This is a genomic window from Methylorubrum podarium (assembly GCF_040270385.1).
GTDB lineage: Bacteria > Pseudomonadota > Alphaproteobacteria > Rhizobiales > Beijerinckiaceae > Methylobacterium > Methylobacterium podarium.
Window position 1 is genome coordinate 83,219 of record NZ_JBELQE010000050.1, and the last position, 24,379, is coordinate 107,597.

Consider the following 24,379-nt stretch of genomic DNA (forward strand, 5'->3'; position numbering starts at 1 on the left):
CTCAGTCGACGGCGATGATGACGTCGGAGCTCTTGATCACCGCGTAAGCCTCGCCGCCGACCTTGAGGCCGAGCGCATCGACCGACTCGTTGGTGATGGCCGAGGTGACGACCTGACCGCTGGCGATCTCGATCTTCACATGCGCCGTGGTCGAGCCCTTCTCGACCGAGACGACCTTGCCCTTGAGGACGTTGCGCGCGCTGAGCTTCATGGATCGCCTTCTTCGTTGTGACGGTGGCCCTCCCTGCCCCAGCGCCGGCGGGCCGGCAAGCGGTGGCCGCCCGCTTTTCCCTCACGCTTCGGGGAAATCGTCCTCGCCGGACTCCGCGTCGGCCTCTTCCGAGACGCGCCGCCGGCAGCCCCATTCGGCGAGCATCGCGTTCATCTCGTCGAGCACGAAGTGGCGGGCACTGTCGCGGTCGTAGCCCTCGGCGAGCAGGTCGTCGTACTCGGTGAAGGCGTGCCGGGCGAAGGCCGTGAGCGCGAGCCAAGCCGCGTTCTCCGGCACCGCGCCGCGCAGGCCCGGGCTGCGCAACGCCCGGTCCACCACCGTCTCCGCCTCGAAATCCGGCAGGCGCGGCGCGAGCCGGGCCAGGGCCTCGGCCACCATGGCGCGCCGGTCCAGCAGCGGGGCGGCCGACGACGGACGGTCCGGACTTCCTCCCTTCTTCATGCGACGACCTCGCCTCGATGCAGCAAACGAAAAAGGGCGGAGCCTCGCGGCCCCGCCCTGATGACGTCGAAGACGATGCGCCTTAGCGCTTCGAGAACTGGAAGCTGCGGCGGGCCTTCTTGCGGCCGTACTTCTTGCGCTCGACGACGCGCGGGTCGCGGGTCAGGAAGCCTTCGCGCTTCAGCGGCGAGCGCAGCTCCGGCTCGTAGTAGGTGAGAGCCTTCGACAGGCCGTGGCGCACGGCACCGGCCTGACCGGAGAGACCGCCGCCCTTCACCGTGACGGTGATGTCGTACTGGTCGACGCGGCCGACGATCTCCAGCGGCTGGCGCAGGATCATGCGCAGCACCGGACGGGCGAAGTAGGTCTCGACCGGGCGGCCGTTGACCACGACCGTGCCGTTGCCGGGCTTGATCCAGACGCGGGCGACCGCGTCCTTGCGCTTGCCAGTGGCGTAGGCGCGGCCCTGCGCGTCCAGCTTCTGGACGTGGACGGGCGCCTCGTTCTCGGAGTTGCTCGTCTGGGTGTTCGCCCGATTGAGATCGGCGAGGGACTGAAGGGTCGCCATGATCAAGCGCTCACGTTCTTACGGTTGAGGGAGCCGACGTCGAGCGCCTGCGGCTGCTGGGCCTCGTGGGGATGCTCGGCGCCCTTGTAGACGCGCAGGTTGCCGAGGATCTGGCGGAAGAGCGGGCCGCGGGGCAGCATGCGCTCGACGGCCTTCTCGACCACGCGCTCGGGGAACCGGCCCTCGAGGATGAACTTGGCCGAGCGCTCCTTGATGCCGCCCGGATAGCCCGTGTGGTGGTAGTAGACCTTCTGGTCGTACTTGCGGCCGGTGAACTTCACCTTGTCCGCGTTGATGACGATGACGTTGTCGCCGCAATCGACGTGGGGCGTGTAGGCGGCCTTGTGCTTGCCGCGCAGGCGCATCGCCACGATCGAAGCGAGACGGCCCACGACGAGGCCCTCGGCGTCGATCACGACCCACTTCTTGTCGACGTCGGCGGGCTTCAGCGAAGTGGTCTTCATGGCCGATTCCCGTGCCGGTGACGTTTGAAACAAGGCGCCGCCGCGTCGGGTGAGGACGCAGCGGCGTGCGGGAGGGTCACTACGGAGGATTCGTGGCGGCGTCAAGGCAGACGAGCCGCGCTCGACGCAGAAAACCGCAATGAAATGAGGGCGCTTGGCGATGCGGTATCTCGATACCGCACGAACTGGGACTCCTGGCGATAGGACCGGGCGCCCGGGTGCGGACAAGAAAAACCCGCCGCGGACTGAACCGGGGCGGGTTGAGTTGGAGATTCGTCCGGATAACCCGAACATTTAGACAGACGGACAATCCTGCCGGTTAATCCGCCGATGCGGAAAAAAAATTCAGGTTTTTTGCGCCGGCTCGGCCGGCCTGTGCGCGGCGCGGTCCTACGTCATCCGTTTGATCAGTCCGGTTTCTCCCCCGTCATTGCGAGGCGAAGCCGTGGCAATCCAGTCCGCGAGTTTTCCGGATGAGTCGCGCGCTGGATCGCTTCGGCTCCGCCTCGCGATGACGGAAATTGGCAATGCCCGAGTGATCAACCAAAAACCGGATCACATGGCGCCGGCATTCGGGGCTGTCGCCTCGGTCGAGATCGCGTCGATCGTCCGCTGGGCGGGCTCCGGACCGCCGTCGGCCCGGTCGATGCGAATCTCCATGCCGGTCGGCTCCATCGTGCCGAAGGGCGTCGAGAAGGCGATCTCCGCGGCGTCCCGCCCGACGCCGATCCGCACGAGGCCATCGAGATGGGCTTGGCGGGTCGCGTCGAACAGCCACCAGCGCCCATCGAGATAGGCTTCGAATACCGCGTGGAAGTCGCGCGGCACGAGACCGTAGGCGTAGCAGCTCACGAAGCGGGCGGGGATGCCGAGCGCCCGGCAGAAGGCCGTGCCGAGATGAGCGAAGTCGCGGCAGACGCCGGCCCGCTTGAGGAGCGTCTCGTCGGCGGTCGTCTCGGCATCGCTGGCGCCGCGCTGATAGGCGATGTGATCGTGGATCCAGTTGCAGATCGCGTTGACCCGCTCGTGCCCCTTCGGCAGCGCCCCGAATTCGGCTTGCGCGAACGGCGCGAGGCGGTCCGAGGAGACGAAGCGGCTGGGCAGGAGGAAGGGAAGGATGTCGAGCGGCAGGTCCGAGACCGGCGTCTCGCGGATCGTCGCCGGGTCGGCGCGGGTCGCGCTGAGCGCAACCTCGGCATTGTACTCGAGCGAGAACGGACCCGGCTGCACGTTCACGCCGAGATAGCGGTTCTTCAGATCGGGGTGGACATAGACGCGGCGCCCCGGGTCGGGCGTCAACGTCAGGGCTTCGCTGGCGATGTCGAGGCTCTGCAGCTGCGCGACCTCGACGTTGAAGATGAAGGTTGTGGGGCTCTCGACCTCGTAGGCGAGGCTGCAGCCGAGCTTGAACCGCACGGAAACGTCTCCGGATCTTCGCGGGAATGCGGCCCCGTCGAACGAGGCATTTGGCCGCAAACGCGCGGAAGACCCTTGGGCTCCGTTCTCAGGCTGCCTGTTTTTTGCGCTGCAACAGGAGCACGGTCAGCGAGCGAACGCCCTGCGCGCCGTGGATCAGCACGCCCTCGATGTCGGCGGTGGCGGAGGGGCCGGTGTGGAACACGGCGTAGGCCGCCCGCGCGAAGTCCGGCCGCTTGTAGGCCGCCTGGATGTTCACGACGATGTCGGCGGGATCGAGCAGGACGATCAGGTGCTGGGCGAGGTAGGCCACGGAGTTCACGACCAGGTCGTCCTGCGTGAACAGCACCGAGCCGGTCTCCGCCACGCCGAAGCGGGCGCGCACCACCGCCACGTCCACGTCGGCGAGATCGCCCGGCTTGCGGACGGCGTTGAGATCGCGGTTTCCGACGAATTCGGGGACGGCGGAGGCGATCACCCGTGCCCCATCGAAGCGCGGCCGCACGGTCGCAAACGGATCGGAGGCGGGACCGGGCCGCTCGACGCGGCCACCCATCTTGCCGAGGTGCTCGGAGAACTCGGCCACGAGATCCTCGCCGACGAGCGGAGCGAAGGTCGGCATCTCGGGCAGCGGGAAGTCGCCGGCCGGGCGGTTGGTGCGCAGCCGCTCCAGGATGGCGTCGCGGGCGCTCACGCGTCGGTCCCCTTCTTCATGCGGTTCTGCCGGTACCACGCGTGGAAGCTCTGCCGCGGAGCGTGGGGCATCTCGCGCTTCTTCCCCCAGGTGTTGGCCGGATTGTAGACGGCGAAGCGCGGCAGCACGCGCAGCGCCGAATCGGCCGTCTGGATCGCGGCGCGGTAGGCGGCGGGCCGGCTCAGCACGGCGCCGGCCGCCTTCATCATGCTCTGCTTCAGGAGCGGGATCTGGTGCTCCTCGGCCAGCACCTTGCGCCACGCGAAGATCTGCTCGTGGATGTTGATCTTCACCGGGCAGACGTTGGTGCACGAGCCGTTCATGGTCGAGGAGAACGGCAGGGTCGAGTATTTCCGCTTGTTGAAAGTCGGGTCGATGATGAGCCCGATCGGGCCGGAATAGGTCGCACCGTAGGAGAGGCCGCCGGAGCGCCGGTAGACCGGGCAGGTGTTCATGCAGGCGCCGCAGCGGATGCATTTGAGCGAGGTCCAGAACTCCTCCATCCCCAGCCGCTCGGAGCGGCCGTTATCGACCAGCACCATGTGCATCTCGGTGCCGGCGCGCGGCCCGCGGAAATGCGAGGTGTACTGGGTGATCGGCGAGCCCAAAGCCGAGCGCGACAGCAGGCGGATGAACACGCCGAGATGCTCGACCCGCGGGATCAGCTTCTCGATGCCGATCGAGTGGATCTGCAGCGGCGGCACGTTGCCGGAGAGGTCGGCATTGCCCTCGTTGGTGCAGGTCACCACCGTGCCGGTCTCGGCGATGGCGAAGTTGCAGCCGGTCAGCCCCGCATCGGCCTTGAGGATCAGCGGGCGCGTGGTCTCGCGCTGGCTCTCGGCGAGGTAGTGGGCGTCGTCGTTGTCGGGATCGGTGCCGAGCGTCCGGGCGAAGACGTCGGCGACGTCGAGGCGCGTCTTGTGGACCGCCGGCATCACCACGTGGCTCGGCTCCTCCTCGTCGAGCTGCTGGATGCGCTCGCCGAGATCGGTCTCGATCACGTCGATGTCGTGGGCCGCCATGAAGTGGCGGAAGCCGCACTCCTCGGTGAGCATCGACTTCGACTTCACCAGCGACGTGGCGCCGTGCTTCCTCAGGATGTCGAGGACGATGCGGTTGTGCGCCGCCCCGTCCTCGGCCCAGTGCACGTGGACGCCGTTCGCCTTCGCCGCGGCCTCGAACTGTTCGAGGTAGCGGTCGAGATGGGTCAGAGTGTGCGTCTTGATCTGCGAGGCGAGCTCGCGCAGCTCCTCCCACTCCGGAATGCCGTGGGCGGCGACATCGCGCTTGCGGCGCACGTCCCACAGGCGCTCGTCATGGGCCTTCTGGTGCAGCGGCGCGGCGAGGAAGCGCTCCGCGGCCTCGGCCTGATCGATCGGCTTGTTGCCGCGCACTTTCGCGCCGCGGGGCTGCGGCTCGCGCGGGGCGTCGGCGCGGATCGGCTTCGAGGCGGCTTCGGCGTGCTGAAGGCGCTCGCCGGCGGGGCCGCGCTCGCTCTCGTCGGAGGGAGCGCGCACCTCGCGGTGGAGCACGTCCTCGGTCTGGCGCGGGGTCAGGTCGTCGGCGCTCATGCGGCGGCTCCGTTCAGCACCTGGGCGATGTGGATGTATTTCAGCGGCACGCCGAGGCGCTCGGCGCAGCCCTTCTGATGCATCAGACAGGAGGAATCGGCGGAGACGACGTACGCGGCGCCGGCGCGGGCCTGATCCGTGACCTTGTCGTAGCCCATCTTGGCGGAGACGGCCGGCTCGAACACCGAGAAGGTGCCGCCGAAGCCGCAGCACTCGTCGGGCCGGGTCAGGTCGACGACCTCCAGCCCCTTCACCTTCTTCAGGAGGTTGAGCGGCTTGGAGAAGAACGGGCGATTCAGCTCGGTCGGCCGCGCATGGCCGATGCCGCGGAGCGCGTTGCAGTTCGAGTGGTAGGCGACCTTGTGCGGAAACGACGCCCAGGGCAGCTCCTCGATCTTCAGCACGTCGTGCAGGAACTCGACGAGTTCGAAGGTCTTGGCCCGCACCGCCTTCACCTCGTCGGTCTGCGGGATCGCGGTGAGGTGCTCGCGCACCTGATGCACGCAGGAGCCGGACGGGGCGACGACGTAGTCGAAGCCCGAAAAATTCTTGACGAACAGCGCCTCGGTCGCGGCGGCCTCCTGGTGACAGCCGGTATTCGTCATCGGCTGGCCGCAGCAGGTCTGATCGTAGGGATATTCGACGGTGAGGCCGAAGCGCTCCAGCAGCTCCAGCGTGGCGATGCCGACCTCCGGCTCGAAGGCATCGACGTAGCAGGGGACGAACAGCCCGATCCGCATGGCACTCTTCGATCGCGGTTTCAGCCGAGAGCGCGGCCCTTTCACCTTGGAACGGTTTCAAGCCGGCAGGGGCTGCATACGCCTCCGATCCCGGGTTTCCAAGCGCGCGGTGCGCGCGCCGGTCAGTTGGTCACGGGCGCGGCCCGGCCGGCGGCGCGGATGCGGCCCAGAACGCTGGCGTAGTTCTCCGGCGTCAGGATGCCGACGAGCTTGTCGCGGATCACCCCGTCGGGCCCGATGATGAAGGTCTCCGGCACGCCGTAGACGCCGAGATCGATGCCGGCGCGGCCGCTCGTGTCGGCGCCGACCGCGGAGAACGGCAGGCCGTGGCGCTCCAGCCAGCGCCGCCCGGCATCCCCCGGATCCTTGTAATCGATGCCGACGAGGCGGATGCCGGGCTCCTGCGCGAGGCGCATCAGCATCGGATGCTCGACCTGGCACGGAGCGCACCACGAGGCGAAGACGTTGAGAACGGTCACCTGCCCCTTCAGGTCCGCGCTCGACAGGCCGGGCACCGGCTTGCCGTCGGCCTGCAGGCCGTTCACCGGACCGAGCGCGAAGCTCGGCACCGGCTTGCCGATGAGCGCCGAGGGCAGCGCCTGCGGGTCGGCGCCCGAGCGCAGCCGCACGAAGAAGGCCACCGCCAGCACGGCGAAGACGACGACCGGCAACAGGACGAGGAGCGAGCGGCGGGGACGCTCGCCGGTGCCGGGCGGGATCGCCCCGGAGCCCTGCGCGCTCACGGCCGCCCTCCCCTGTCGTCCTGAAGCTCGGCGAGCGCGCGGCGCTGCGCCCGCCCGTCCCACCAACCGTTGAGGATCAGCGCACCGAGCACCAGGGCGGCGAAGCCGTAGGAGCCGGCGATGAAGGGGGCGTAGGGTCCGAAGTCCATGCTCGATCTCAGATCGCCTGTCCGACGGGAAGGGTCGCGGCGGCGCGGGTGACGGGAACGGTCTCCTGCGCACCGGCATCGAGCCGCTCGGCCTGCCGGATCAGCAGCGTGCGCACCCGGCGGCGATAGATCTCGGTGCGCATCGCCTGCAGATGCAGGGTGACGCCGAGCAGCGTCATCGCCAGCACCATCTCGAGCAGCGGGTAGAGCATCGAGGAATCGATCGAAGAGCCGCCCATGCGCAGGATCGAGGCCGGCTGGTGCAGCGTCGACCACCAGTTCACCGAGAACTTGATGATCGGCAGGTTCACCGCGCCGACCAGCGTCAGGATCGAGACCGCGCGCGCGGCCCGGCTCGGATCCTCGATGGTCCGCCACAGGGCGATGATGCCGCAATAGATCAGGAACAGCACGAGCATCGAGGTCAGGCGCGCGTCCCAGACCCAGTAGGTGCCCCACATCGGCTTGCCCCAGAGCGAGCCGGTGACGAGGCAGATCAGGGTGAAGGCCGCGCCGATCGGCGCCGCGGCGCGCTGCGACACGTCGGCGAGGGGATGGCGCCAGACCAGCGTGCCGATCGCGGACAGGGTCATCGCCCCGTAGAAGCCCATGCCGAGGATCGCGGCGGGGACGTGCACGTACATGATCCGCACGGTGTCGCCCTGCTGGTAATCGGGCGGCACCACGAAGAAGGTCAGGTACAGCCCAGCCGCGACGAGCAGGCCGGAGACGGCGGCGAGCCAGGGCAAGGCCGCGCCCGACCAGAGCAGGAAGTGGCCCGGATGGGCGAGGCGATTCCAGAGGGCGGTCCACATGGACGCTTCCATACCCAAGAGTGCGCTGCAGCGGCAATGCGCGCGAACGTCCCGGCAGGCCGGTGCCGCGCAAGTCGGCGCGTTGCGGAACATTTGTGCAGCGCCCTGCCGGAACGGCCCGTAATCTCGCAACTTACCGGCTTACCTCGTCCGAATTCTGCTCCCCGGGCCGAGAGAACCACGTTGCAGGCCGTTCCATGCTGATCAAGACCGGGTACGACATCACCTTCGAGACGGACGCCGCGACGCCGATGTCGCTGCTGCTGAGCGTCCACCCCTCGCGCCAGGGCGATCTGCGCAGCCCCGAAACCATCCGGTTCGACCCGCCGATTCCGCAGCGGCAGTCGCTCGATGCCTTCGGCAACGTCTGCACCCGCATCGTCGCGCCGGCCGGCCGGCTCGCGATCTCGGCGGATTTCCTGGTGGCGGATTCAGGGTTGCCCGACCCGGTCGTGCCGGACGCCGCCCAACTGCCGGTGGACGCCCTGCCGGACGACGTGATGCTCTACCTGATGGCGAGCCGCTACTGCGACACCGACCGACTGTGCGGGCTCGCGTGGCAGCTCTTCGGACACACGCCGGAAGGCTGGGCGCGGGTCCAGGCGATCGTCGATCACGTGCATGAGCGGATCCGCTTCGACTATATGCAGGCCGACGCCACGCGCACCGCTTTCGACGGCTATCATCAGCAGGTCGGCGTCTGCCGCGACTTCGCGCATCTCGCCATCGCCTTCTGCCGCTGCATGAACATCCCGGCGCGGTACTGCACGGGCTATCTCGGCGATATCGGCGTGCCGGCCGTGCCCGATCCGATGGACTTCTCCGCGTGGTTCGAAGTCTATCTCGGCGGACGCTGGTACACCTTCGATGCCCGGCACAACACGCCGCGGATCGGCCGGATCGTCATGGCGCGCGGCCGCGACGCGACGGATTGCGCGATCTCCACGAGCTTCGGAACGGCCCGGCTGGTCGCGTTCGCGGTCCACACCGACGAGGTCGCGGACGGGACGACGGCCGATCTGATGCGGGCGGCCTAGCGTCAGATCAACAGCCGGTCGGCCACCGCCTCGGCCAGCGAGAGCGAGGAGGTCAGGCCCGGACTCTCGATCCCGAAGAGCTGGACCAGCCGCGGCATTCCGTGCTCGGCCGGGCCGTCGATGCGGAAATCCGCCGCCGGCTCGCCGGGACCGCTGAGCTTCGGCCGGATGCCGGCATAGTCGGGCATCAGGCGCCCGTCGGGCAGGCCGGGCCAGTAGCGCCAGATCGCCGCCTCGAACCGTTCGGCCCGGGCCGGATCGACCGTGTAGTCCGGCGCCTCCACCCACTCGACGTCGGGCCCGAACCGCATCCGGCCGGCGAGGTCCAGGGTCAGGTGGATGCCCAAGCCTCCCTCGACCGGCGCCGGGTAGATCAGCCGCGTGAAGGCCGGCCGGCCGCCGCACCCGAAATAGCTGCCCTTGGCCAGCACCTGTCGGGGTACGCCGGTCGGTGGCAACCCCTCGATCCGGCGGGCGAGCGCCTGCGCGCCGAGGCCGGCGGCGTTGACCAGGCCATCGACCTCCAACCGGTCCGGCGCCGCGCCGCCGAAGCGGACCTGCCAGCGCCCCTCCCGTCGCTCGGCGGCCTCGATCGGGGTGTGCAGCGCCAGAACGCCGCCGGCATCCTCGATATCGCCGAGGAGGGCGAGCATCAGGGCATGGCTGTCAACGATCCCGGTCGCGGGCGAGTGGAGCGCCGCGACGCAGGACAGGGCCGGCTCCAGGGCGACGGCCTCGGCGCGTTCGAGCAGGACAAGGCCCTCGACCCCGTTCTCGACCCCGCGCGAACGAATCGTCTCGAGCATCGGGCGCTCGGCCTCGCGGGTCGCCACGATCAGCTTGCCGCACAGCCGGTAGGGCACGCCGTGGCTCTCGCAGAAGTCGACGAGGCGGCGGCGTCCCTCGACGCAGTGGTAAGCGCGCAGCGAACCGGGCGGGTAGTACATCCCGCCGTGGATCACCTCCGAACTGCGGGCCGACACGCCGGTGCCGATCGCCTCGGCCGCCTCCGCGAGGATGACCGAAGCACCGCGCAGGGCGAGAGCCCGCGCGACCGCGAGTCCGACCACCCCCGCCCCGACGACGAGCACCTCCATGCCTCGGATGCCTCAAGAAACGCGCGACCGCGGGCCGTTGCGGCGCCGTCCGCGACGGTGCGGTCGATGACCGGACGACCTTGCTGGTCTCAGTTCTTGCTGTCGAGCGGACGTCCGAGCAGGCGGGCGAACTCCGCCTCGATTTCTTCCACCGAGAACGGGTTCTGGCCCTGAGCCCCCGGCTCGGACGCGTCGGCCTTCGACGGGTCCGTTTTCGGCGGCTCGGGCCTCGATGGCTCAGGCTTAAGCGTCTCGGGCTTAGGCATCTCGGGCTTGGGCGCTTCGGGTTTCGCCGGCTCGGGTCTCGGCGGCGCCACGAATTGAGGTGGTGCGACGGGCTTGGCCGGTGGCGCCGGTTTCGGCTCCGCTTGAGGCGGATTCACCACGGGAACCGGCGCGGGTTCCGGCCTGGCCGCCGCAGCCGGCGGCGGCGGCTCGGGCGGCCGTGACGCTCCCGTGGCCGACATCGCCGCCGCGACCGGATCGGGCTCCGAGGCAACTGGCTGAGCCGGTGTCGGAGCCGCCGGCGGAGGGAGGATTTCCTGCGGAGCGCCGGGCGGCGGCGTGACGGCGGACGAGGGGCGCTTCAGCGCGACCTGAAGCTGGCGCGCCATGTCGGACAGGACGGCCGGATCGACCGATCTCGGTTCACGGCTGGCCATGACCGGTGACGGCTCGGGCACGGGCGCCGGCGCGCCCGCGGGTTCGGCGCGGGGGCCGCGCTCGGACGCAACTTCCGGGCGCGGGCTGACCACGGGCGGCGCAGTGCGGCGCATCAGGCGGCTGACCGGCGTCGCCGGCCGGACCGGAGCGTCGCCGGGCGAGACCTCCGGCTCGAACAGGCCGGGATCGAGGGGCGGCGCCCGGTCGGTCGCGGGCGGGGCACCGGGAACGGCGGCCGGCACGACCTCCGGCATCGCGAAGGTCGGCGGCATCGGCGAGTCGAGGAAGGGATCGGTGCGCGGCGGCTCCAGCCCGCCGGACTCGGCGGACCCGATCTCGCCCGTACGGGCGTGCCCCTCCGGGGCGTAGCGGCTCCCCGCGCCGCGCTGAATATGGCGCTCGACCACGACGTCGTTTGGGCCGCCGACCAGCAGCAGGTGCTCCACGTTGTCCCGCCGCAGCAGGATGAGCTGCCGCTGCCGATCGAGTTCGTAGATGTCGACGATGCCGAGCCGCGGCTGGCGGCCGCGCTGGCCCGACCCCGCCGAGAGGGTGAGACCGCGCCCGGACAGCCGCATGAACAGCAGCGCCGCGATCAGAAACAGCACCAGGATGACGAGGAAGATCACCAGGAACTGCAGGGCGTAGGAGCCCTCGGAACTGAAGAACGCTTGCAAGACCCGCGTCTTTCTAAGTCGGGGCTTCGGCGTCGCCGCGCGGCCTCCAGCGATGTCCGGAGCCGGCGGGCGATGATCTCGGCCCTACGCAATACAGAGTTCGATTATCGCCGCCGCCTTGCCGCCGGGCAACAAAGGCTGACACTTCGTTAACAACTCGGTGCGGTCGAAACCGGCCATTCCCCGCCGTCGGGGCGACGTGCGGCAGAATGGGCACCCGGCAGGATTTGCCCGGTTAACGGGTCCTTAACCATGCAGGCGGCAGTTTCTGCCGGGTCCGGATCCGCGGCCTCCCGAACCGCATCGCCCGCCGGCCCGGCCTCGAGGCATCATGTCGCTCACCGACCTGCCCCTGCTCGGCATGCTGCGCACCCGGATGCACTGGCATCAGGCCCGCCAAGCCCTGCTCGCCGAGAACGTCGCCAATGCCGACATGCCGGGCTTCCGTCCGCGCGACCTCGCCGAACCCTCCGCTGCCTCCGCCGGTCTCGCCGCCCCGATCGGGGCCACCGTCGGCGGCGACGGGGTCGCCCGCACGGATTCCGCCCATATCGGGACCTCGACGAGCGCCGGGCCGAACGCCGATCCGCGCCGCTTCAAGGGCTTCGAGGTTCGCCCCTCCGGCAACGGGGTGAACCTGGAGGAGGAGATGATGAAGGCCGGCGACAACCAAGCCGACTACCAGCTCGTCGCCTCGCTTTACCAGAAGAGCCTCGACGCCCTGAAGATCGCCGTCGGCAAGCGCTGACATCCGTAAGCGGAGACCGTCATGGATTTCCTGAAGAGCCTCGGCATCGCCGCCTCCGGCCTCAAGGCGCAGTCCGGCCGGATGCGCATCATCGCCGAGAACATCGCCAACGCCGATTCGACGGCGCAGACCGCCGGCGGCGATCCCTATCGGCGCAAGATCCCGACCTTCACGAGCCGCTTCGACCGCGAGTTGAACGCCAGCGTCGTCGAGGCCGGCCGGGTTCGGCGCGATCCGACGCCGTTCCGCACCAAGCACGATCCCGGCAACCCGGCCGCGGATGCCCGCGGCGAGGTCCGCCTGCCCAACGTCAACGGCCTCATCGAGAACATGGACATGCGCGAGGCCCAGCGCTCCTACGAGGCCAACCTCAACATGGTGACCGCCACGCGGCGGATGATCTCCCGCACTCTCGAGATCCTGAAGGCGTAGCCCCGATGACGACCTCCGCCTTCGCCGCCGGCGCCTACGGCGCCGCCCAGAGCCTCGCCCGCCCGGGCGCCCCGAAGCCCGCCCAAGGCATGGCCCAGGGGCTGACGGCGCCGGGGGGCTTCACCGGCCTCCTGCAGCAGAGCCTCGACAGCGTGGCGCAGTCCGGCGCGCAGGCCGACCGCGCCGCCCTCTCGGCGGCGGCGGGCAAGGCCAACGTGGTGGACGTGGTGACCGCGGTCGCCGAGAGCGAGACCGCCCTCCAGACCCTGGTCGCGGTGCGCGACCGCGTGATCTCCGCCTACGAAGAGATCATGCGCATGCCGATCTAGCACTTCTTTCCTCTCCCCGCGTGCCGGGAGGGGATGCTGCCGACACTCCCAGTTGAAGCCGAAAGCCCCATGACCGGCCTTGCCATCCTCGACGTCGCCCGCGACGGCATCTTCGTCTTCCTGAAGGTGGCGGGGCCGCTGATGATCGTCGCCCTCGTCGTCGGCCTGATCGTGTCGCTGTTCCAGGCGCTGACGCAGATCCAGGAACAGACGCTGATCTACGTGCCGAAGATCGTCGCGGTGTTCGGGGTGATGCTGCTGATGCTCCCCTTCATCGGCGACGCCATGGCCGCCTACATGGCGCGGATCGCCGCCCGGATCGCCGCGGGCGGGTGATGGAACGGCAGCGCGACCTCGGACGAGCGTGTAGGATGAGCCGGCATGACCACGCCGCTCGACCTGCTGCTGCCCGGCCTCGCGGCGGCCTTCCTCATCACCTTCGCCCGGGTCGGCACCCTGATCATGCTGATGCCGGGACTGGGCGAGCAGCTCATCGCCGGCCGCATCCGGCTCGCCCTCGCCCTCCTCGTGACGCTGGTGCTGTTTCCGACCGTGCGGCCGATGCTGCCGACGGGCAACGCGGCGCTGGCGGCCCCCGCCCTGATCGGCCTCCTGTTCGGCGAGATCCTGATCGGGCTGATGCTCGGCCTGTGCGTGCGCATGATCGTCGCCGCGCTCCAGACCGCGGGCACGGTGATCTCGCAGCAGCTCGGCCTGTCCTACGCCATGACCGTCGATCCGACGATGGGCGGGCAGCAGGCGGCGCTCGGCAACTTCCTGGCGCTGCTCGGCGTCACGCTCATCATGGCGACCGACCTGCACCACGTCGCCCTCGAAGCGATCGGGCGCAGCTACGTCCTGCTGCCGCCGAGCGGCGTGCCGGCCATGGCGGATGCCGCCAAGCTGGCGCTCGACGCGTTCAGCCGCGGCTTCGCCCTGGCGGTTCGGATCTCCGGGCCGTTCATCGTCTTCGGCATCCTGTTCAATCTCGGGCTCGGCGTGCTCTCCCGGCTGATGCCGCAGCTGCAGGTGTTCTTCCTCGCCGTTCCCGCCTCGGTGCTGATCGGCATGATGCTGCTCGTCGGGGCGCTGGGTCTCGTCATGGGACTGTTCCTGGACGATCTCGGCCGCTATCTCGGCGCGTTCCTCGGCCGCTGACGGTCCGCGCGCCGATCCGGAACGGGGGAGCCTGAACCGGTGTCCGACGAGACCGACGACGAGGACAAGACCGAAGACCCGACGCCGCGGCGCATCGAGCAGGCGATCGAGCGCGGCGACGTCCCGAACTCCCCCGAGATCAACACCTTCTTCATCCTGGCGGCCTTCACGCTGGCCCTGATGCTCTCGGCCCGCCCGGTGGCCGAGGGGCTGACCCGCGACATGCGCGGCTTCCTCGAACATGCCGGCAGCCTGTCCTCGGACGGGGGCACCTATCTCGGTGTCGCCGTCCGGGCGGGCTGGGTCTGCGCCAAGGCGCTCGCCGTGCCGCTCGGCATCGCGATGCTCGCGGCCATCGCCGCCGGCCTGATCCAGCACCGGCCGATCTTCACCGCCGAGAGCCTGATGCCGAAATTCGCGCGCATCTCGCCCATGGCCGGCGCCAAGCGCCTGCTCGGCATGGATGCCTGGGTCAATTTCGCCAAAGGGCTGGCCAAGATCGTCGTGGTCGGCTCGGTCGCGGGCGCGATCCTGTGGAGCGAGCACGACCGGGCCGAATCCTTCGCTCAGCTCGATCCCGGCGCGGCCCTCCAGGGCACGCTCACGCTCGCGCTCAAGATGATGGGCGGCATGCTCGCGGCCTACGCCGCCATCGCGCTCGGCGACGCGCTCTACCAGCGCCACCGCTGGCACGTGCGCCTGCGCATGACCAAGGAGGAGATGAAGCAGGAGCACAAGGAGAGCGAGGGCAGCCCCGAGGTGAAGGCTCGGATCCGTCAGCTGCGCCAGGCGCGGGTGAAGAAGCGGATGATGGCCGCCGTGCCCACCGCGACCGTGGTGGTGACGAACCCGACCCACTTCGCCGTGGCGCTCCGCTACGAGGCCGGCATGGCCGCCCCCGTCTGCGTCGCCAAGGGCGTCGACTCGCTGGCGCTGCGCATCCGTGCGGTCGCCGCCGAGCACGACGTGCCGGTGATGGAGAACCCGCCGCTCGCCCGCGCCCTGCACGCCACGGTCGAGGTGGATGAGGAGATTCCCGCCGAGCACTATCGCGCAGTTGCGGAGGTCATCGGTTTCGTGCTTCGCCTGCGCCGAAGGGCCGCCTGACGCGCGATCCGCCTCCGCGTGGGACGGCGAAGTCGTTCAGGCGCCACGGTTTATGCACCATTGTCCGGCAATGCTCCGGCAAACAACGCGGCGGTCGACGACCCACGGGGCGCGAAGCGGCCAAGGTCGTCGGTGATATGCGGCGGCCATCTGCGGCGGCCATGTGCGAGGGATGGGTAGGGCCTGATGGCTGAGGTCAGCGGACCAGCGGTGCCGGCGTCCGGTTCGATCGATCGCTCGGAGCGGCCGGGCCGGGTCGGCCTGCTGCTGATGCTGGCGGGGCTGCTCGTCGGCGCGGCGGTGGGGCTGTCCTTCGTCGCCAACGAGCAGGCGCAGCCGCTCATCCTCGCCCTGCTGGCGCTGCTCGCGATGGCGGGCGTGTTCTTCCTGTTCGCGCTGGCGATCGGCGCGCTGCAGCTCGCCGGCCCCGCCTCGCGCGACGACATCACCCGCGCCATCGTCGACGCCGCCCCCGAGGGCACGCTCGTCGTCGAGGACAACGGGCGGATGATCTACGCCAACGAGGCCTATATGCGGCTGGCCGGCGGCGACAGCTTCTCGAACCTGCGCTCCATCGAGCGCATCTTCGTCGGCGCGCCGGAGGTCTCGGAGGCGGTTTACCGGCTCGCGCAGGCGTCCCGCGACGACCGCGCCTACGCGGAAGAGATCCGGATGTCGCCCCCGCCCGGCGGCGCGCCGGACCGCGACTTCGCGTGGTACCGCATCGCCGTGCGGCCGATCCCGCGCCACCGCGGCTCCGCGGCGCTCTGGACGGTGAGCGACATCACCCACGAGCGCGAGCGCCAGGAGAACGTCTTCCAGGAACTTCAGCACGCGATCGATTATCTCGACCACGCGCCGGCGGGCTTCCTGTCGATCGATGCCGCCGGCTCGATCGTCTACATGAACGCGACGCTCGCCTCCTGGCTCGGTTACGACCTCGCGACCGTCGGCTCGGGCGGGCTCAAGCTGCTGGAGATCGCGCCCGGCGCCGACATGCTCACCACCGCGCCCGGCCTGCCCGGCGAGGTGCGCACCGACCGCTACGACATCGATCTGCGCCGCCGCAACGGCCAGCCGCTGCCGACCCGGCTCTATCACCGCGTCGCCTACGGGCAGGACGGGGCGCCCGGCCCCTCGCGCACCTTCGTGCTCAACCGCTCCGCCGGCTCGGATGCCGACGAGCCGCAGCGCGCCGCCGAGGTGCGCCTCGCCCGCTTCCTCAACAACAGCCCGATCGCCATCGCCACCCTCGACCGCGACGGCCGCGTGATCCGCGCCAACGCCTCGTTCGTCCGCCTGTTCGCCGGCATGCCGCGCCAGCCGGCGGCGGAGGCCGGCCGCGACGCGCCCGATCCGATGATGCGCGATGCGGTTCTGGAGAGCGATCGCGGCGCCATCGAGAGCGCGCTCGCCCGCGCCGCCAACGGATTCGGCGGCCTCGAACCGATCGAGGTCGGCCTGTCCGGTCCCGGCGAGCGCTCGGCCCGCGTGTGGATGAGTCCGGCGGATGCCGACGGGACGCAGGCCGCGGATGCCGAGGGCAAGGCCGACGGCGACCGCGAGCGGGTGATCCTCTACGCCCTCGACACCACGGCCCAGCGCCAGCTCGAGCAGCAGATCGCGCAGACCCAGAAGATGGACACGGTGGGCCAGCTCGCCGGCGGCATCGCCCACGACTTCAACAACGTCCTGCAGGCGATCATCGGCTACTCGGACCTGCTGCTCGCGAGCCACCGGCCGACCGACCACGCCTTCCAGGACATCATGCAGATCAAGCAGAACGCGAACCGGGCGGCGAGCCTGGTGCGCCAGCTGCTGGCCTTCTCCCGCCGCCAGACCCTGCGGCCGGAGGTGATGGATGTCGGCGAGGCGCTCTCCGACCTGACACTGCTGCTCAAGCGCCTGCTCGGCGAGCGCGTGCAGCTCGACTTCCGCCACGGCCGCGAGATCTGGCCGATCAAGGCCGACGTGAACCAGTTCGAGCAGGTGATCGTGAACCTCGCGGTCAACGCCCGCGACGCGATGCCCGGCGGCGGCAGCCTGACGATCCGCACCGCCAACTGCCCCGTCGACGGCGAGCGGCCGGTGGGGATCCCGGCGGGCGACCACGTGATGATTGAGGTGACCGATACCGGCGAGGGAATCCCGCCCGAGGTGCGCCAGAAGATCTTCGAGCCGTTCTTCACCACCAAGGAGATCGGCAAGGGCACCGGGCTCGGGCTCTCGACGGTGTTCGGCATCGTCAACCAGTCGGGCGGCGCCATCGACGTGCAGTCGACGGTGGGCGAAGGCACCACCTTCCGCATCTACCTGCCCCGTCACGAGCCCGGCGCCGAGGCCCTGCCCGAGCCGGTGCCGCCGCCCCGGGTGACGTCCGAGCCCGAGATGCCCGCGCTCGCGAAGCCCGCCGGCTCCGACGGTGGCGAGCCGAAGCCGGATGCCGGCGTGACGGGCGATCCGAAGCCGTCCGAGCCGGGATCGGATGCCGCCTCCCCCGTCGCGCGGGCGCCGGAGCCGCCGAAGCCGGCGACCGACCACACGGGTCAGGGCACCGTCCTGCTCGTCGAGGACGAGGATCCGGTCCGCGCGGTCAATTCCCGCGCCCTCTCCGCCCGCGGCTACACGGTGCTGGAGGCCGCCTCTGGCATCGAGGCCCTGCGCCTGATCGAGGAACATGCCGACGGCATCGACGTTGTGGTGTCCGACGTCGTCATGCCGGAGATGGACGGGCCGACCCTGCTGCGCGAGCTGCGCAAGCATTATCCCGATCTGAAGGTGATCTTCGTCTCCGGCTACGCGGAGGACGCCTTCCGCAAGAACCTGCCTGAGGGCGAGACCTTCAACTTCCTGCCGAAACCCTTCAGCCTGAAGCAGCTCGTCGAGACGGTGAAGCGCACGATGGCGAGCTGACCCTCGACCGACGGCGCGGAGGAACCGCATCCCCGAGCAGAGCTTCTGCGAATTTCGTGGGATTTACATCAGCGGGCACGAAGGAGCGCTCCGCCTCTCGCATGCGCGCGGTGATGCGCGCACAGTGGCTTCGGCTCGATCGAGAGGGACGGCTTTAGAACGATCGATTGTCGGACTCGTCCTGCGACATATCCACGGAGGGCGTCGCCTCCTCGTCCTCGGCCCGTAAGCCGCGCCGGAACTCGAACAGGCTCATCTGAAGAAGCGTGCGCTGCCTGAATGTCGCAGTCGGCCCCAATCGTTCCTCGGCCTGGCGCAAGAGCTGCTCGATTTCACGAAGTTCGTTGAGGTCTTTCAGCATGAAGTCTACCTTGTCGTGCGTCCACTCAAGGATAGAGTGGGCCGCATAGTTCTCGCGCGCCATGCTCAGGGCTCGCCTCGCGATTTGCAGATCGATGATGGCTCTTTCAGTGAATTTTACCGAACTTCATCGTACGATATTCGGGAGTCTGACCCGAGATCCGATATTCATGCAACCCCTTCGAAGTTCACTGCTGTCACACACAATACGATGTACTCACGGACCATGAGCACACAAATCTTTCAAACGCCAATCCGTGACTAAACCTAGAATTAATTGAATATATTGACATAGGTTTATTGATCGACTTCCCGATCCGCGCCTCCGCATCACTACGAAGATCGACCGACCAGGTTGCGGACAGACATGGCATACTCGCCATGATCTCCGTCATCGCCTCCATATGTTTGTCATCGTTATTGAAAGTTGTGCAACCCGCAATGTTAGAGGCGTGGCACGACGCCGCGGTGACGGTGGGAAACCGTCGCGCTGGGACTTGCGTAAAAAGAACAAAACAGGTACGAAATCGATCAGCTCCGGCGGATTGAGCGCCGTGCCCCTCCCATGCATAAGGATGCCGAGCGATGGCCCAGCCTGCGCTGAAGATGGTGGAATCCTCGACAATGGCAGCAGCGGACAAGGACAAGTCGAAGGCGATCGAGGCTGCGCTGACGCAGATCGAGCGGGCTTTCGGCAAAGGCTCGATCATGCGCCTCGGCAAGACCGACAAGGTGCAGGAGGTCGAGACCGTCTCGACCGGCTCGTTGGGCCTCGACATCGCGCTCGGCGTCGGCGGCCTGCCGCGCGGCCGGGTGATCGAGATCTACGGGCCGGAATCCTCGGGCAAGACGACGCTGGCGCTCCACACCATCGCCGAGGCCCAGAAGAAGGGCGGCGTCTGCGCCTTCGTCGATGCGGAGCACGCCCTCGACCCGGTCTACGCGCGCAAGCTCGGCGTCAACCTCGACGACCTGCTGATCTCGCAGCCCGATACCGGTGAGCAGGCGCTCGAAATCACCGACACGCTGGTGCGCTCCGGCGCCATCGACGTGCTGGTGGTCGACTCGGTCGCCGCGCTGACCCCGCGCGCCGAGATCGAGGGCGAGATGGGCGAGAGCCAGCCGGGCCTCCAGGCCCGCCTGATGAGCCAGGCGTTGCGCAAGCTCACCGGCTCGATCTCGCGCTCGAACTGCATGGTGATCTTCATCAACCAGATCCGCATGAAGATCGGCGTGATGTACGGGAGCCCCGAGACCACCACCGGCGGCAACGCGCTGAAGTTCTACGCCTCGGTGCGCCTCGACATCCGCCGCGTCTCGACGCTGAAGGATCGCGACGAGGCCATCGGCAACTCGGTCCGCGTCAAGGTCGTGAAGAACAAGGTCGCGCCGCCCTTCAAGCAGGTCGAGTTCGACATCATGTTCGGCGAGGGCGTGTCGAAGGTCGGCGAGCTCGTCGATCTCGGCGTGAAGGCCGGCATCGTCGAGAAGTCGGGCGCTTGGTTCTCCTACGACAGCCAGCGCCTCGGCCAGGGCCGCGAGAACGCCAAGGGTTTTCTGCGCGACAATCCGGACATCGCGAACAAGATCGAGGCCTCGATCCGCCAGAACTCGGGTCTCGTCGCCGACCGCATCCTCGAGAACGCCAAGCCGACGGCCGACGATCTGGACGAGGGCGAGGCGTAGGCGCCTCGCCCGACGCACCGGGCGTGAAAAAAGCCCGCCGCGCGTGAGCGCGGCGGGCTTTTTGCTGCGCCTGGACGTGGCGTTCCAGGTCAGGCCGGCGGGTGGCCCGCGTCGAACTCGGCCGCGAAGCGGGCACCGGGACGGTCCATGCAGCGATCGACCCAGGCATCGATCTCCGGCACGCCGGGCTTGCCGAACCACGCGTAGGGCGAGTGCAGCAGGAGGTCGGCGGCGGTGAACCGGTCGCCGAGGAGGTAGGGCTGATCCCGCAGCGTCTCGGTGAGCCGCGCCTTGATCTCCGCTTCGGTGCGGAAGGTGCGGGCGATCGCCGGGTGATCGACCCCGACGGCCTGCAGCGTCAGCACCGGCTCGACGACGCCCGCGTACCACGCGAGCCAGCTCAGGTAGGGGCCGCGCCGCGGATGCCCGGCCGGGACGCTCAATCCGGCCGCCGGAAACAGCTCGGCGAGGTACTGGATGATCGCGCTCGATTCCCACACCAGGGTGCCGTCGTGGTCGAGCAGCGGCACCTTGCCGTCCGGGTGAGGATTGCGCGGGTCGCGGCCGCCCGAGCCGTCCATTCGCGGGATCGCGACGACATCGATCTTCACCTGCTCCAGCGCATCGAGCTCCTTGAGGAGCGCGACGATGCGGGTCGAGCGGCTGCGGGGCGCGTGGTAGAGGGTGATCATCGGCGGGTCTCCTGTTGCCGGTGCACGGGAGCCGTTATAGCCAAGCCTACCTGCCAGTTTCCGTCAGTTGGGCGATGGCGCGCACCGATCGACTCTTCCGGCTGCTCCACGCGATGCGGACCCTGCCGTCGCCGCTGACCGCCGCGCGGCTGGCTGAGGAAACCGGCGTGTCGCTGCGCTCGCTCTATCGCGACATCGACAGCCTGCGCGCGGCCGGCGCCCGCATCGACGGCGAGCGGGGCTACGGCTATCGTCTGATCGAGGATGTCGCCCTGCCGCCGCAGACCTTCGACCGGGTCGAGATCGAGGCGCTGGTGCTCGGGCTGGCCGAGGTCCGCCACTTCGGCGACCCGGCGCTGGAGAAGGCCGGCGCGTCGGTGCTGGCGAAGGTCGCGGCCACCCTGCCCAGCCGAACCGAGCAACACCTGCTCCACGCGATTTCGAAGGTCCGCCGCACCGAGGCACGCTTCCCCGCCATCCCCGACATGGACGTGATCCGGGCCGGGTGCTGGCATGAGGAAGCCCTGTTCCTTCGCTACGCCGACAAGGACGGCACGGTCACCGAGCGGACGATCCTGCCGCTCTCCGTGGTCTATCTCGACAGCAAGATGACGCTGCTGGCGTGGTGCTGCCTGCGCGAGGCGTTCCGCATGTTCCGGCTCGACCGGGTCCGGGAGGTGCGGGCCGCCGGCACGAGTTTTCGGCCGCGCCGGGTCGTGCTGCTGCGCGGCTACCTCGCCGAATTGCAGGCGGGCCGCCCTTTCGTGCAGCCGCCCGGCTCTCCGCACGACGAGCTGACGTGACTCGCACAGCTCCGGCCCGTATGAGGACCCGGATATGCTGCCGCGCTGCCCGCCAGCCGGCTCCCGACGCGACATGATTTCCGAGCCTATCCGATGAGCGGCGTCAACGAGATCCGATCGACCTTCCTGGACTACTTCCGGGATGCCGGGCACGCGGTCGTGCCCTCGTCCTCGCTGGTGCCGAAGAACGACCCGACCCTGATGTTCACGAACGCCGGCATGGTGCAGTTCAAGAACGTTTTTACGGGTGTCGAGAAGCGACCCTATGTGAAAGCCACATCGTCGCAGAAATGCGTGCGGGCTGGCGGCAAGCACAACGATCTCGACAATGTCGGCTACACCGCGCGGCATCACACCTTCTTCGAGATGCTCGGCAATTTCTCCTTCGGCGATTATTTCAAGGCCGACGCGATCGAGCTGGCCTGGAGGCTGATTACCAAGGAGTTCGGGCTGACCCCCGAGCGCCTGCTGGTGACCGTCTACGCGGACGACGACGAGGCTGCGGGCCTCTGGCGCAAGATCGCGGGCTTCTCCGACGACAAGATCATCCGGATCGGCACGTCGGACAACTTCTGGCAGATGGGCGATACCGGCCCCTGCGGCCCCTGCTCGGAGATCTTCATCGACCAGGGCCCGGCGCTCGCCGGCGGCCCGCCCGGCTCGCCGGACGAGGACGGCGACCGCTTCCTCGAATTCTGGAACCTCGTGTTCATGCAGTACGAGCAGGTCGAGCCGGGGGTGCGCAATCCCCTGCCCCGGCCCTCGATCGACACCGGCATGGGCCTGGAGCGGATGGCCGCGATCCTCCAGGGCGTCCACTCGAACTACGACACCGACCTGTTCCGCGCGCTGATCGATGCGGTGGCCCACGCCGTGTCCCGCGCGCCGGAGCCCGCGACGCGGGCCTCCTACCGCGTCATCGCCGACCATCTGCGCTCGACCTCGTTCCTGATCGCCGACGGCGTGCTGCCGTCGAACGAGGGCCGCGGCTACGTGCTGCGCCGGATCATGCGCCGCGCCATGCGCCACCTCGAACTGCTCGGCGCCCGCGACCCTGTCATGTACCGCCTCGTGCCGACCCTGGTGCGCGAGATGGGGCAGGCCTTCCCGGAACTCGCCCGCAACGAGGCGCTGATCTCCGAGACCCTGCGGCTGGAAGAAGGCCGCTTCCGCAAAACCCTGGAGCGCGGCCTCGCCATCCTCGACGCGGAGAGCCGTGATCTCAGCGCCGGCCAGAACCTGTCCGGCGAGACCGCCTTCACCCTCTACGACACCTACGGCTTCCCGCTCGACCTGACTCAGGACGCGCTGAAGGCCCGCGGCATCGGCGTCGACACGCAAGCCTTCGACGCCGCGATGCAGCGCCAGAAGCAGGCGGCGCGCGCCGCTTGGCAGGGCTCCGGCGAGGCCGCGACCGAGACCGTCTGGTTCGGCATCAAGGAGCGCACCGGCGCCACCGAGTTTCTCGGCTACGAGACCGAGAGCGCGGAAGCCGTGGTCGGCGCGCTCCTGCGCGAGGGCGCCGAGGTCGAGGCTCTGAAGGCCGGCGAGAGCGGCCTCGTCGTCGCCAACCAGACGCCGTTCTACGGCGAGTCCGGCGGTCAGGTCGGCGACACCGGCACGATCACCGCGCCCGGCCTCACGGCGCGCGTGACCGGCACGGAGAAGAAGCTCGGCGACCTGTTCGTGCATCACGTCACGGTCGAGGAGGGCACGCTCGCCGTCGGTGCCGCGGTGGAGCTGAAGGTCGATCACGCCCGCCGGGCCGCGATCCGCGCCAACCACTCGGCCACCCACCTGCTGCACGAGGCCCTGCGTCAGGTGCTCGGCGATCACGTGGCGCAGAAGGGCTCGCTCGTCGCGCCCGAGCGCCTGCGCTTCGACATCAGCCATCCGAAACCGATCGACGAGGCCGAGCTGAGCCGCGTCGAGGAGATCGCCAACGCGGTGCTGCTGCAGAACGCGCCGGTGGTGACCAAGCTGATGGCGGTGGACGAGGCGATCGAATCGGGCGCCCGCGCCCTGTTCGGCGAGAAGTACGGTGACGAGGTCCGCGTCGTCTCCATGGGCCGGCCGGTGGATGACGAGGGCCGCGAGGTCGAGGGCCGCCTTCCGAACTTCTCGATCGAGTTGTGCGGCGGCACCCACGTGGCGCAGCTCGGCGAGATCGGCCAGATCACCGTGCTCGGCGAGAGCGCCGTCGGCGCAGGCGTGCGCCGGATCGAGGCGATGACCGGCAGCGCCGCCCGCCGCCATCGCGCCGCGGAGAGCCGCACGCTGAGCCAGCTCGCCGGCCTGCTCAAGGCACCGGTCGGCGACGTGCCGGACCGCCTCTCCGCCCTGATCGAGGAGCGCCGCCGGCTCGAGAAGGAGCTGACGGACGCGCGGAAGAAGATCGCCATGGGCGGCGCGTTGGGCGGCGGCGACGAGCCCCGCGAGGTCAACGGCGTGAAGCTCATGACCCGCGTGGTCGAGGGCGTCGAGATGCGCGACCTGAAGGGCCTCGCCGACGAGGGCAAGACCCGCCTCGGCTCCGGCATCGTCGCCATCGTCGGCGTCTCCGCCGACGGCAAGGCCGGGCTCGTCGTCGGCGTCACCGAGGATCTGACCGGGCGCTACGATGCGGTCGGGCTCGTGCGCGCGGGCGCCGGCCATCTCGGCGGCAAGGGCGGCGGCGGACGGCGCGACATGGCCCAGGCCGGCGGACCCGACGGCAACGGCGCGGAGGCGGCGCTTGCCGCCATCGCCGAGGCGCTCGCCGCGGCCTGATCCGCCCGAAGGACCGAAATCGAAAAACGTCTCCGCTCACGGAACGGTGAGCGGGTTCGCGGCTTGGTTGGCCGC

General features: G+C 69.3%; 26 protein-coding genes. 11 read left to right on the forward strand and 15 right to left on the reverse strand.

Annotated features, from left to right (window positions below; all coding sequences use genetic code 11):
- Nucleotide 1 precedes the first annotated feature (1 nt).
- From ABS772_RS08385 to ABS772_RS08435, 11 genes are all read right to left on the reverse strand, one after another.
- Nucleotides 2–211 carry a TOBE domain-containing protein gene (locus ABS772_RS08385; protein ID WP_183433975.1) on the reverse strand — a complete coding sequence of 70 codons (210 nt, stop codon included), beginning with the start codon at nucleotides 209–211 and terminating at the stop codon, nucleotides 2–4.
- 81 nt (nucleotides 212–292) lie between these two features.
- Nucleotides 293–673 (reverse strand): DUF2293 domain-containing protein, encoded by a 381-nt coding sequence (locus ABS772_RS08390; protein WP_350393702.1) that lies wholly within the window; start codon nucleotides 671–673, stop codon nucleotides 293–295.
- Nucleotides 674–755: 82 nt separating this feature from the next.
- Nucleotides 756–1,241, reverse strand: a complete 486-nt coding sequence (gene rpsI, locus ABS772_RS08395) for a 30S ribosomal protein S9 (RefSeq protein ID WP_017485892.1) — start codon at nucleotides 1,239–1,241, stop codon at nucleotides 756–758.
- 2 nt (nucleotides 1,242–1,243) lie between these two features.
- A complete protein-coding gene (gene rplM / locus ABS772_RS08400; protein WP_017485891.1) occupies nucleotides 1,244–1,705 on the reverse strand; it encodes a 50S ribosomal protein L13 in 462 nt (153 codons plus the stop codon).
- A gap of 555 nt (nucleotides 1,706–2,260) precedes the next feature.
- Complete coding sequence (locus tag ABS772_RS08405; protein ID WP_350393706.1) at nucleotides 2,261–3,121, reverse strand: transglutaminase-like domain-containing protein; 861 nt, start codon at nucleotides 3,119–3,121, stop codon at nucleotides 2,261–2,263.
- Between the two features lie 88 nt (nucleotides 3,122–3,209).
- Nucleotides 3,210–3,815: a LutC/YkgG family protein gene (locus ABS772_RS08410; protein WP_350393708.1), complete on the reverse strand. Its 606-nt coding sequence runs from the start codon at nucleotides 3,813–3,815 to the stop codon at nucleotides 3,210–3,212.
- Nucleotides 3,812–5,386 (reverse strand): lactate utilization protein B, encoded by a 1,575-nt coding sequence (locus ABS772_RS08415; protein WP_350393710.1) that lies wholly within the window; start codon nucleotides 5,384–5,386, stop codon nucleotides 3,812–3,814. The genes ABS772_RS08410 and ABS772_RS08415 overlap by 4 nt, the downstream gene beginning before the upstream one ends.
- A complete protein-coding gene (locus ABS772_RS08420; protein ID WP_350393712.1) occupies nucleotides 5,383–6,126 on the reverse strand; it encodes a (Fe-S)-binding protein in 744 nt (247 codons plus the stop codon). Before ABS772_RS08420 ends, ABS772_RS08415 begins: the two co-directional genes overlap by 4 nt.
- Nucleotides 6,127–6,248: 122 nt before the next feature.
- Nucleotides 6,249–6,869, reverse strand: a complete 621-nt coding sequence (locus tag ABS772_RS08425; RefSeq protein WP_350393714.1) for a DsbE family thiol:disulfide interchange protein — start codon at nucleotides 6,867–6,869, stop codon at nucleotides 6,249–6,251.
- Nucleotides 6,866–7,018, reverse strand: a complete 153-nt coding sequence (ccmD, locus tag ABS772_RS08430) for a heme exporter protein CcmD (protein ID WP_238255936.1) — start codon at nucleotides 7,016–7,018, stop codon at nucleotides 6,866–6,868. The genes ABS772_RS08425 and ccmD overlap by 4 nt, the downstream gene beginning before the upstream one ends.
- Nucleotides 7,019–7,026: 8 nt before the next feature.
- Nucleotides 7,027–7,833 (reverse strand): heme ABC transporter permease, encoded by an 807-nt coding sequence (locus ABS772_RS08435; protein ID WP_350393715.1) that lies wholly within the window; start codon nucleotides 7,831–7,833, stop codon nucleotides 7,027–7,029.
- Between the two features lie 197 nt (nucleotides 7,834–8,030).
- On the opposite strand from ABS772_RS08435, the gene ABS772_RS08440 reads away from it, so the two are divergent.
- Nucleotides 8,031–8,870, forward strand: a complete 840-nt coding sequence (locus ABS772_RS08440) for a transglutaminase-like domain-containing protein (protein WP_238255934.1) — start codon at nucleotides 8,031–8,033, stop codon at nucleotides 8,868–8,870.
- A gap of 2 nt (nucleotides 8,871–8,872) precedes the next feature.
- On the opposite strand, the gene ABS772_RS08445 is transcribed toward ABS772_RS08440, so the two are convergent.
- Together ABS772_RS08445 and ABS772_RS08450 are read right to left on the reverse strand one after the other, a co-directional pair.
- On the reverse strand, nucleotides 8,873–9,967 hold the full coding sequence (locus ABS772_RS08445) for an NAD(P)/FAD-dependent oxidoreductase (RefSeq protein WP_350393717.1): 1,095 nt from the start codon (nucleotides 9,965–9,967) through the stop codon (nucleotides 8,873–8,875).
- A gap of 89 nt (nucleotides 9,968–10,056) precedes the next feature.
- A complete protein-coding gene (locus ABS772_RS08450; protein ID WP_350393719.1) occupies nucleotides 10,057–11,307 on the reverse strand; it encodes a hypothetical protein in 1,251 nt (416 codons plus the stop codon).
- Between the two features lie 331 nt (nucleotides 11,308–11,638).
- Here ABS772_RS08450 and flgB point away from each other — a divergent pair, with 331 nt between their 5' ends.
- The 7 genes from flgB (at nucleotide 11,639) to ABS772_RS08485 (ending at nucleotide 17,994) form a co-directional block, all read left to right on the forward strand.
- Nucleotides 11,639–12,055, forward strand: coding sequence for a flagellar basal body rod protein FlgB (gene flgB / locus ABS772_RS08455; protein WP_238255931.1), 417 nt, complete (start codon nucleotides 11,639–11,641; stop codon nucleotides 12,053–12,055).
- A 21-nt stretch (nucleotides 12,056–12,076) separates the two neighbouring features.
- Nucleotides 12,077–12,487, forward strand: a complete 411-nt coding sequence (flgC, locus tag ABS772_RS08460; RefSeq protein ID WP_238255930.1) for a flagellar basal body rod protein FlgC — start codon at nucleotides 12,077–12,079, stop codon at nucleotides 12,485–12,487.
- A 5-nt stretch (nucleotides 12,488–12,492) separates the two neighbouring features.
- Complete coding sequence (gene fliE, locus ABS772_RS08465; RefSeq protein ID WP_238255929.1) at nucleotides 12,493–12,816, forward strand: flagellar hook-basal body complex protein FliE; 324 nt, start codon at nucleotides 12,493–12,495, stop codon at nucleotides 12,814–12,816.
- A gap of 69 nt (nucleotides 12,817–12,885) precedes the next feature.
- Nucleotides 12,886–13,152: a flagellar biosynthesis protein FliQ gene (fliQ, locus tag ABS772_RS08470; RefSeq protein ID WP_238255928.1), complete on the forward strand. Its 267-nt coding sequence runs from the start codon at nucleotides 12,886–12,888 to the stop codon at nucleotides 13,150–13,152.
- Between the two features lie 45 nt (nucleotides 13,153–13,197).
- Nucleotides 13,198–13,974 carry a flagellar biosynthetic protein FliR gene (fliR, locus tag ABS772_RS08475; protein ID WP_238255927.1) on the forward strand — a complete coding sequence of 259 codons (777 nt, stop codon included), beginning with the start codon at nucleotides 13,198–13,200 and terminating at the stop codon, nucleotides 13,972–13,974.
- Between the two features lie 39 nt (nucleotides 13,975–14,013).
- Nucleotides 14,014–15,081, forward strand: coding sequence for a flagellar biosynthesis protein FlhB (flhB, locus tag ABS772_RS08480; protein ID WP_350393721.1), 1,068 nt, complete (start codon nucleotides 14,014–14,016; stop codon nucleotides 15,079–15,081).
- A 186-nt stretch (nucleotides 15,082–15,267) separates the two neighbouring features.
- Nucleotides 15,268–17,994, forward strand: coding sequence for an ATP-binding protein (locus ABS772_RS08485; protein WP_350393723.1), 2,727 nt, complete (start codon nucleotides 15,268–15,270; stop codon nucleotides 17,992–17,994).
- A gap of 154 nt (nucleotides 17,995–18,148) precedes the next feature.
- Here ABS772_RS08485 and ABS772_RS08490 read toward each other — a convergent pair whose 3' ends face one another.
- On the reverse strand, nucleotides 18,149–18,418 hold the full coding sequence (locus ABS772_RS08490; protein ID WP_350393725.1) for a hypothetical protein: 270 nt from the start codon (nucleotides 18,416–18,418) through the stop codon (nucleotides 18,149–18,151).
- 521 nt (nucleotides 18,419–18,939) lie between these two features.
- On the opposite strand from ABS772_RS08490, the gene recA reads away from it, so the two are divergent.
- Complete coding sequence (gene recA / locus ABS772_RS08495; RefSeq protein ID WP_350393727.1) at nucleotides 18,940–20,040, forward strand: recombinase RecA; 1,101 nt, start codon at nucleotides 18,940–18,942, stop codon at nucleotides 20,038–20,040.
- 89 nt (nucleotides 20,041–20,129) lie between these two features.
- Here recA and ABS772_RS08500 read toward each other — a convergent pair whose 3' ends face one another.
- Nucleotides 20,130–20,732, reverse strand: coding sequence for a glutathione S-transferase family protein (locus ABS772_RS08500; RefSeq protein ID WP_350393729.1), 603 nt, complete (start codon nucleotides 20,730–20,732; stop codon nucleotides 20,130–20,132).
- Nucleotides 20,733–20,806: 74 nt separating this feature from the next.
- Between ABS772_RS08500 and ABS772_RS08505 the strand changes: the two genes are divergently transcribed.
- Nucleotides 20,807–21,535, forward strand: coding sequence for a helix-turn-helix transcriptional regulator (locus ABS772_RS08505; RefSeq protein WP_350393731.1), 729 nt, complete (start codon nucleotides 20,807–20,809; stop codon nucleotides 21,533–21,535).
- A 93-nt stretch (nucleotides 21,536–21,628) separates the two neighbouring features.
- A complete protein-coding gene (alaS, locus tag ABS772_RS08510) occupies nucleotides 21,629–24,304 on the forward strand; it encodes an alanine--tRNA ligase (protein ID WP_350393734.1) in 2,676 nt (891 codons plus the stop codon).
- Nucleotides 24,305–24,379: the final 75 nt, after the last annotated feature.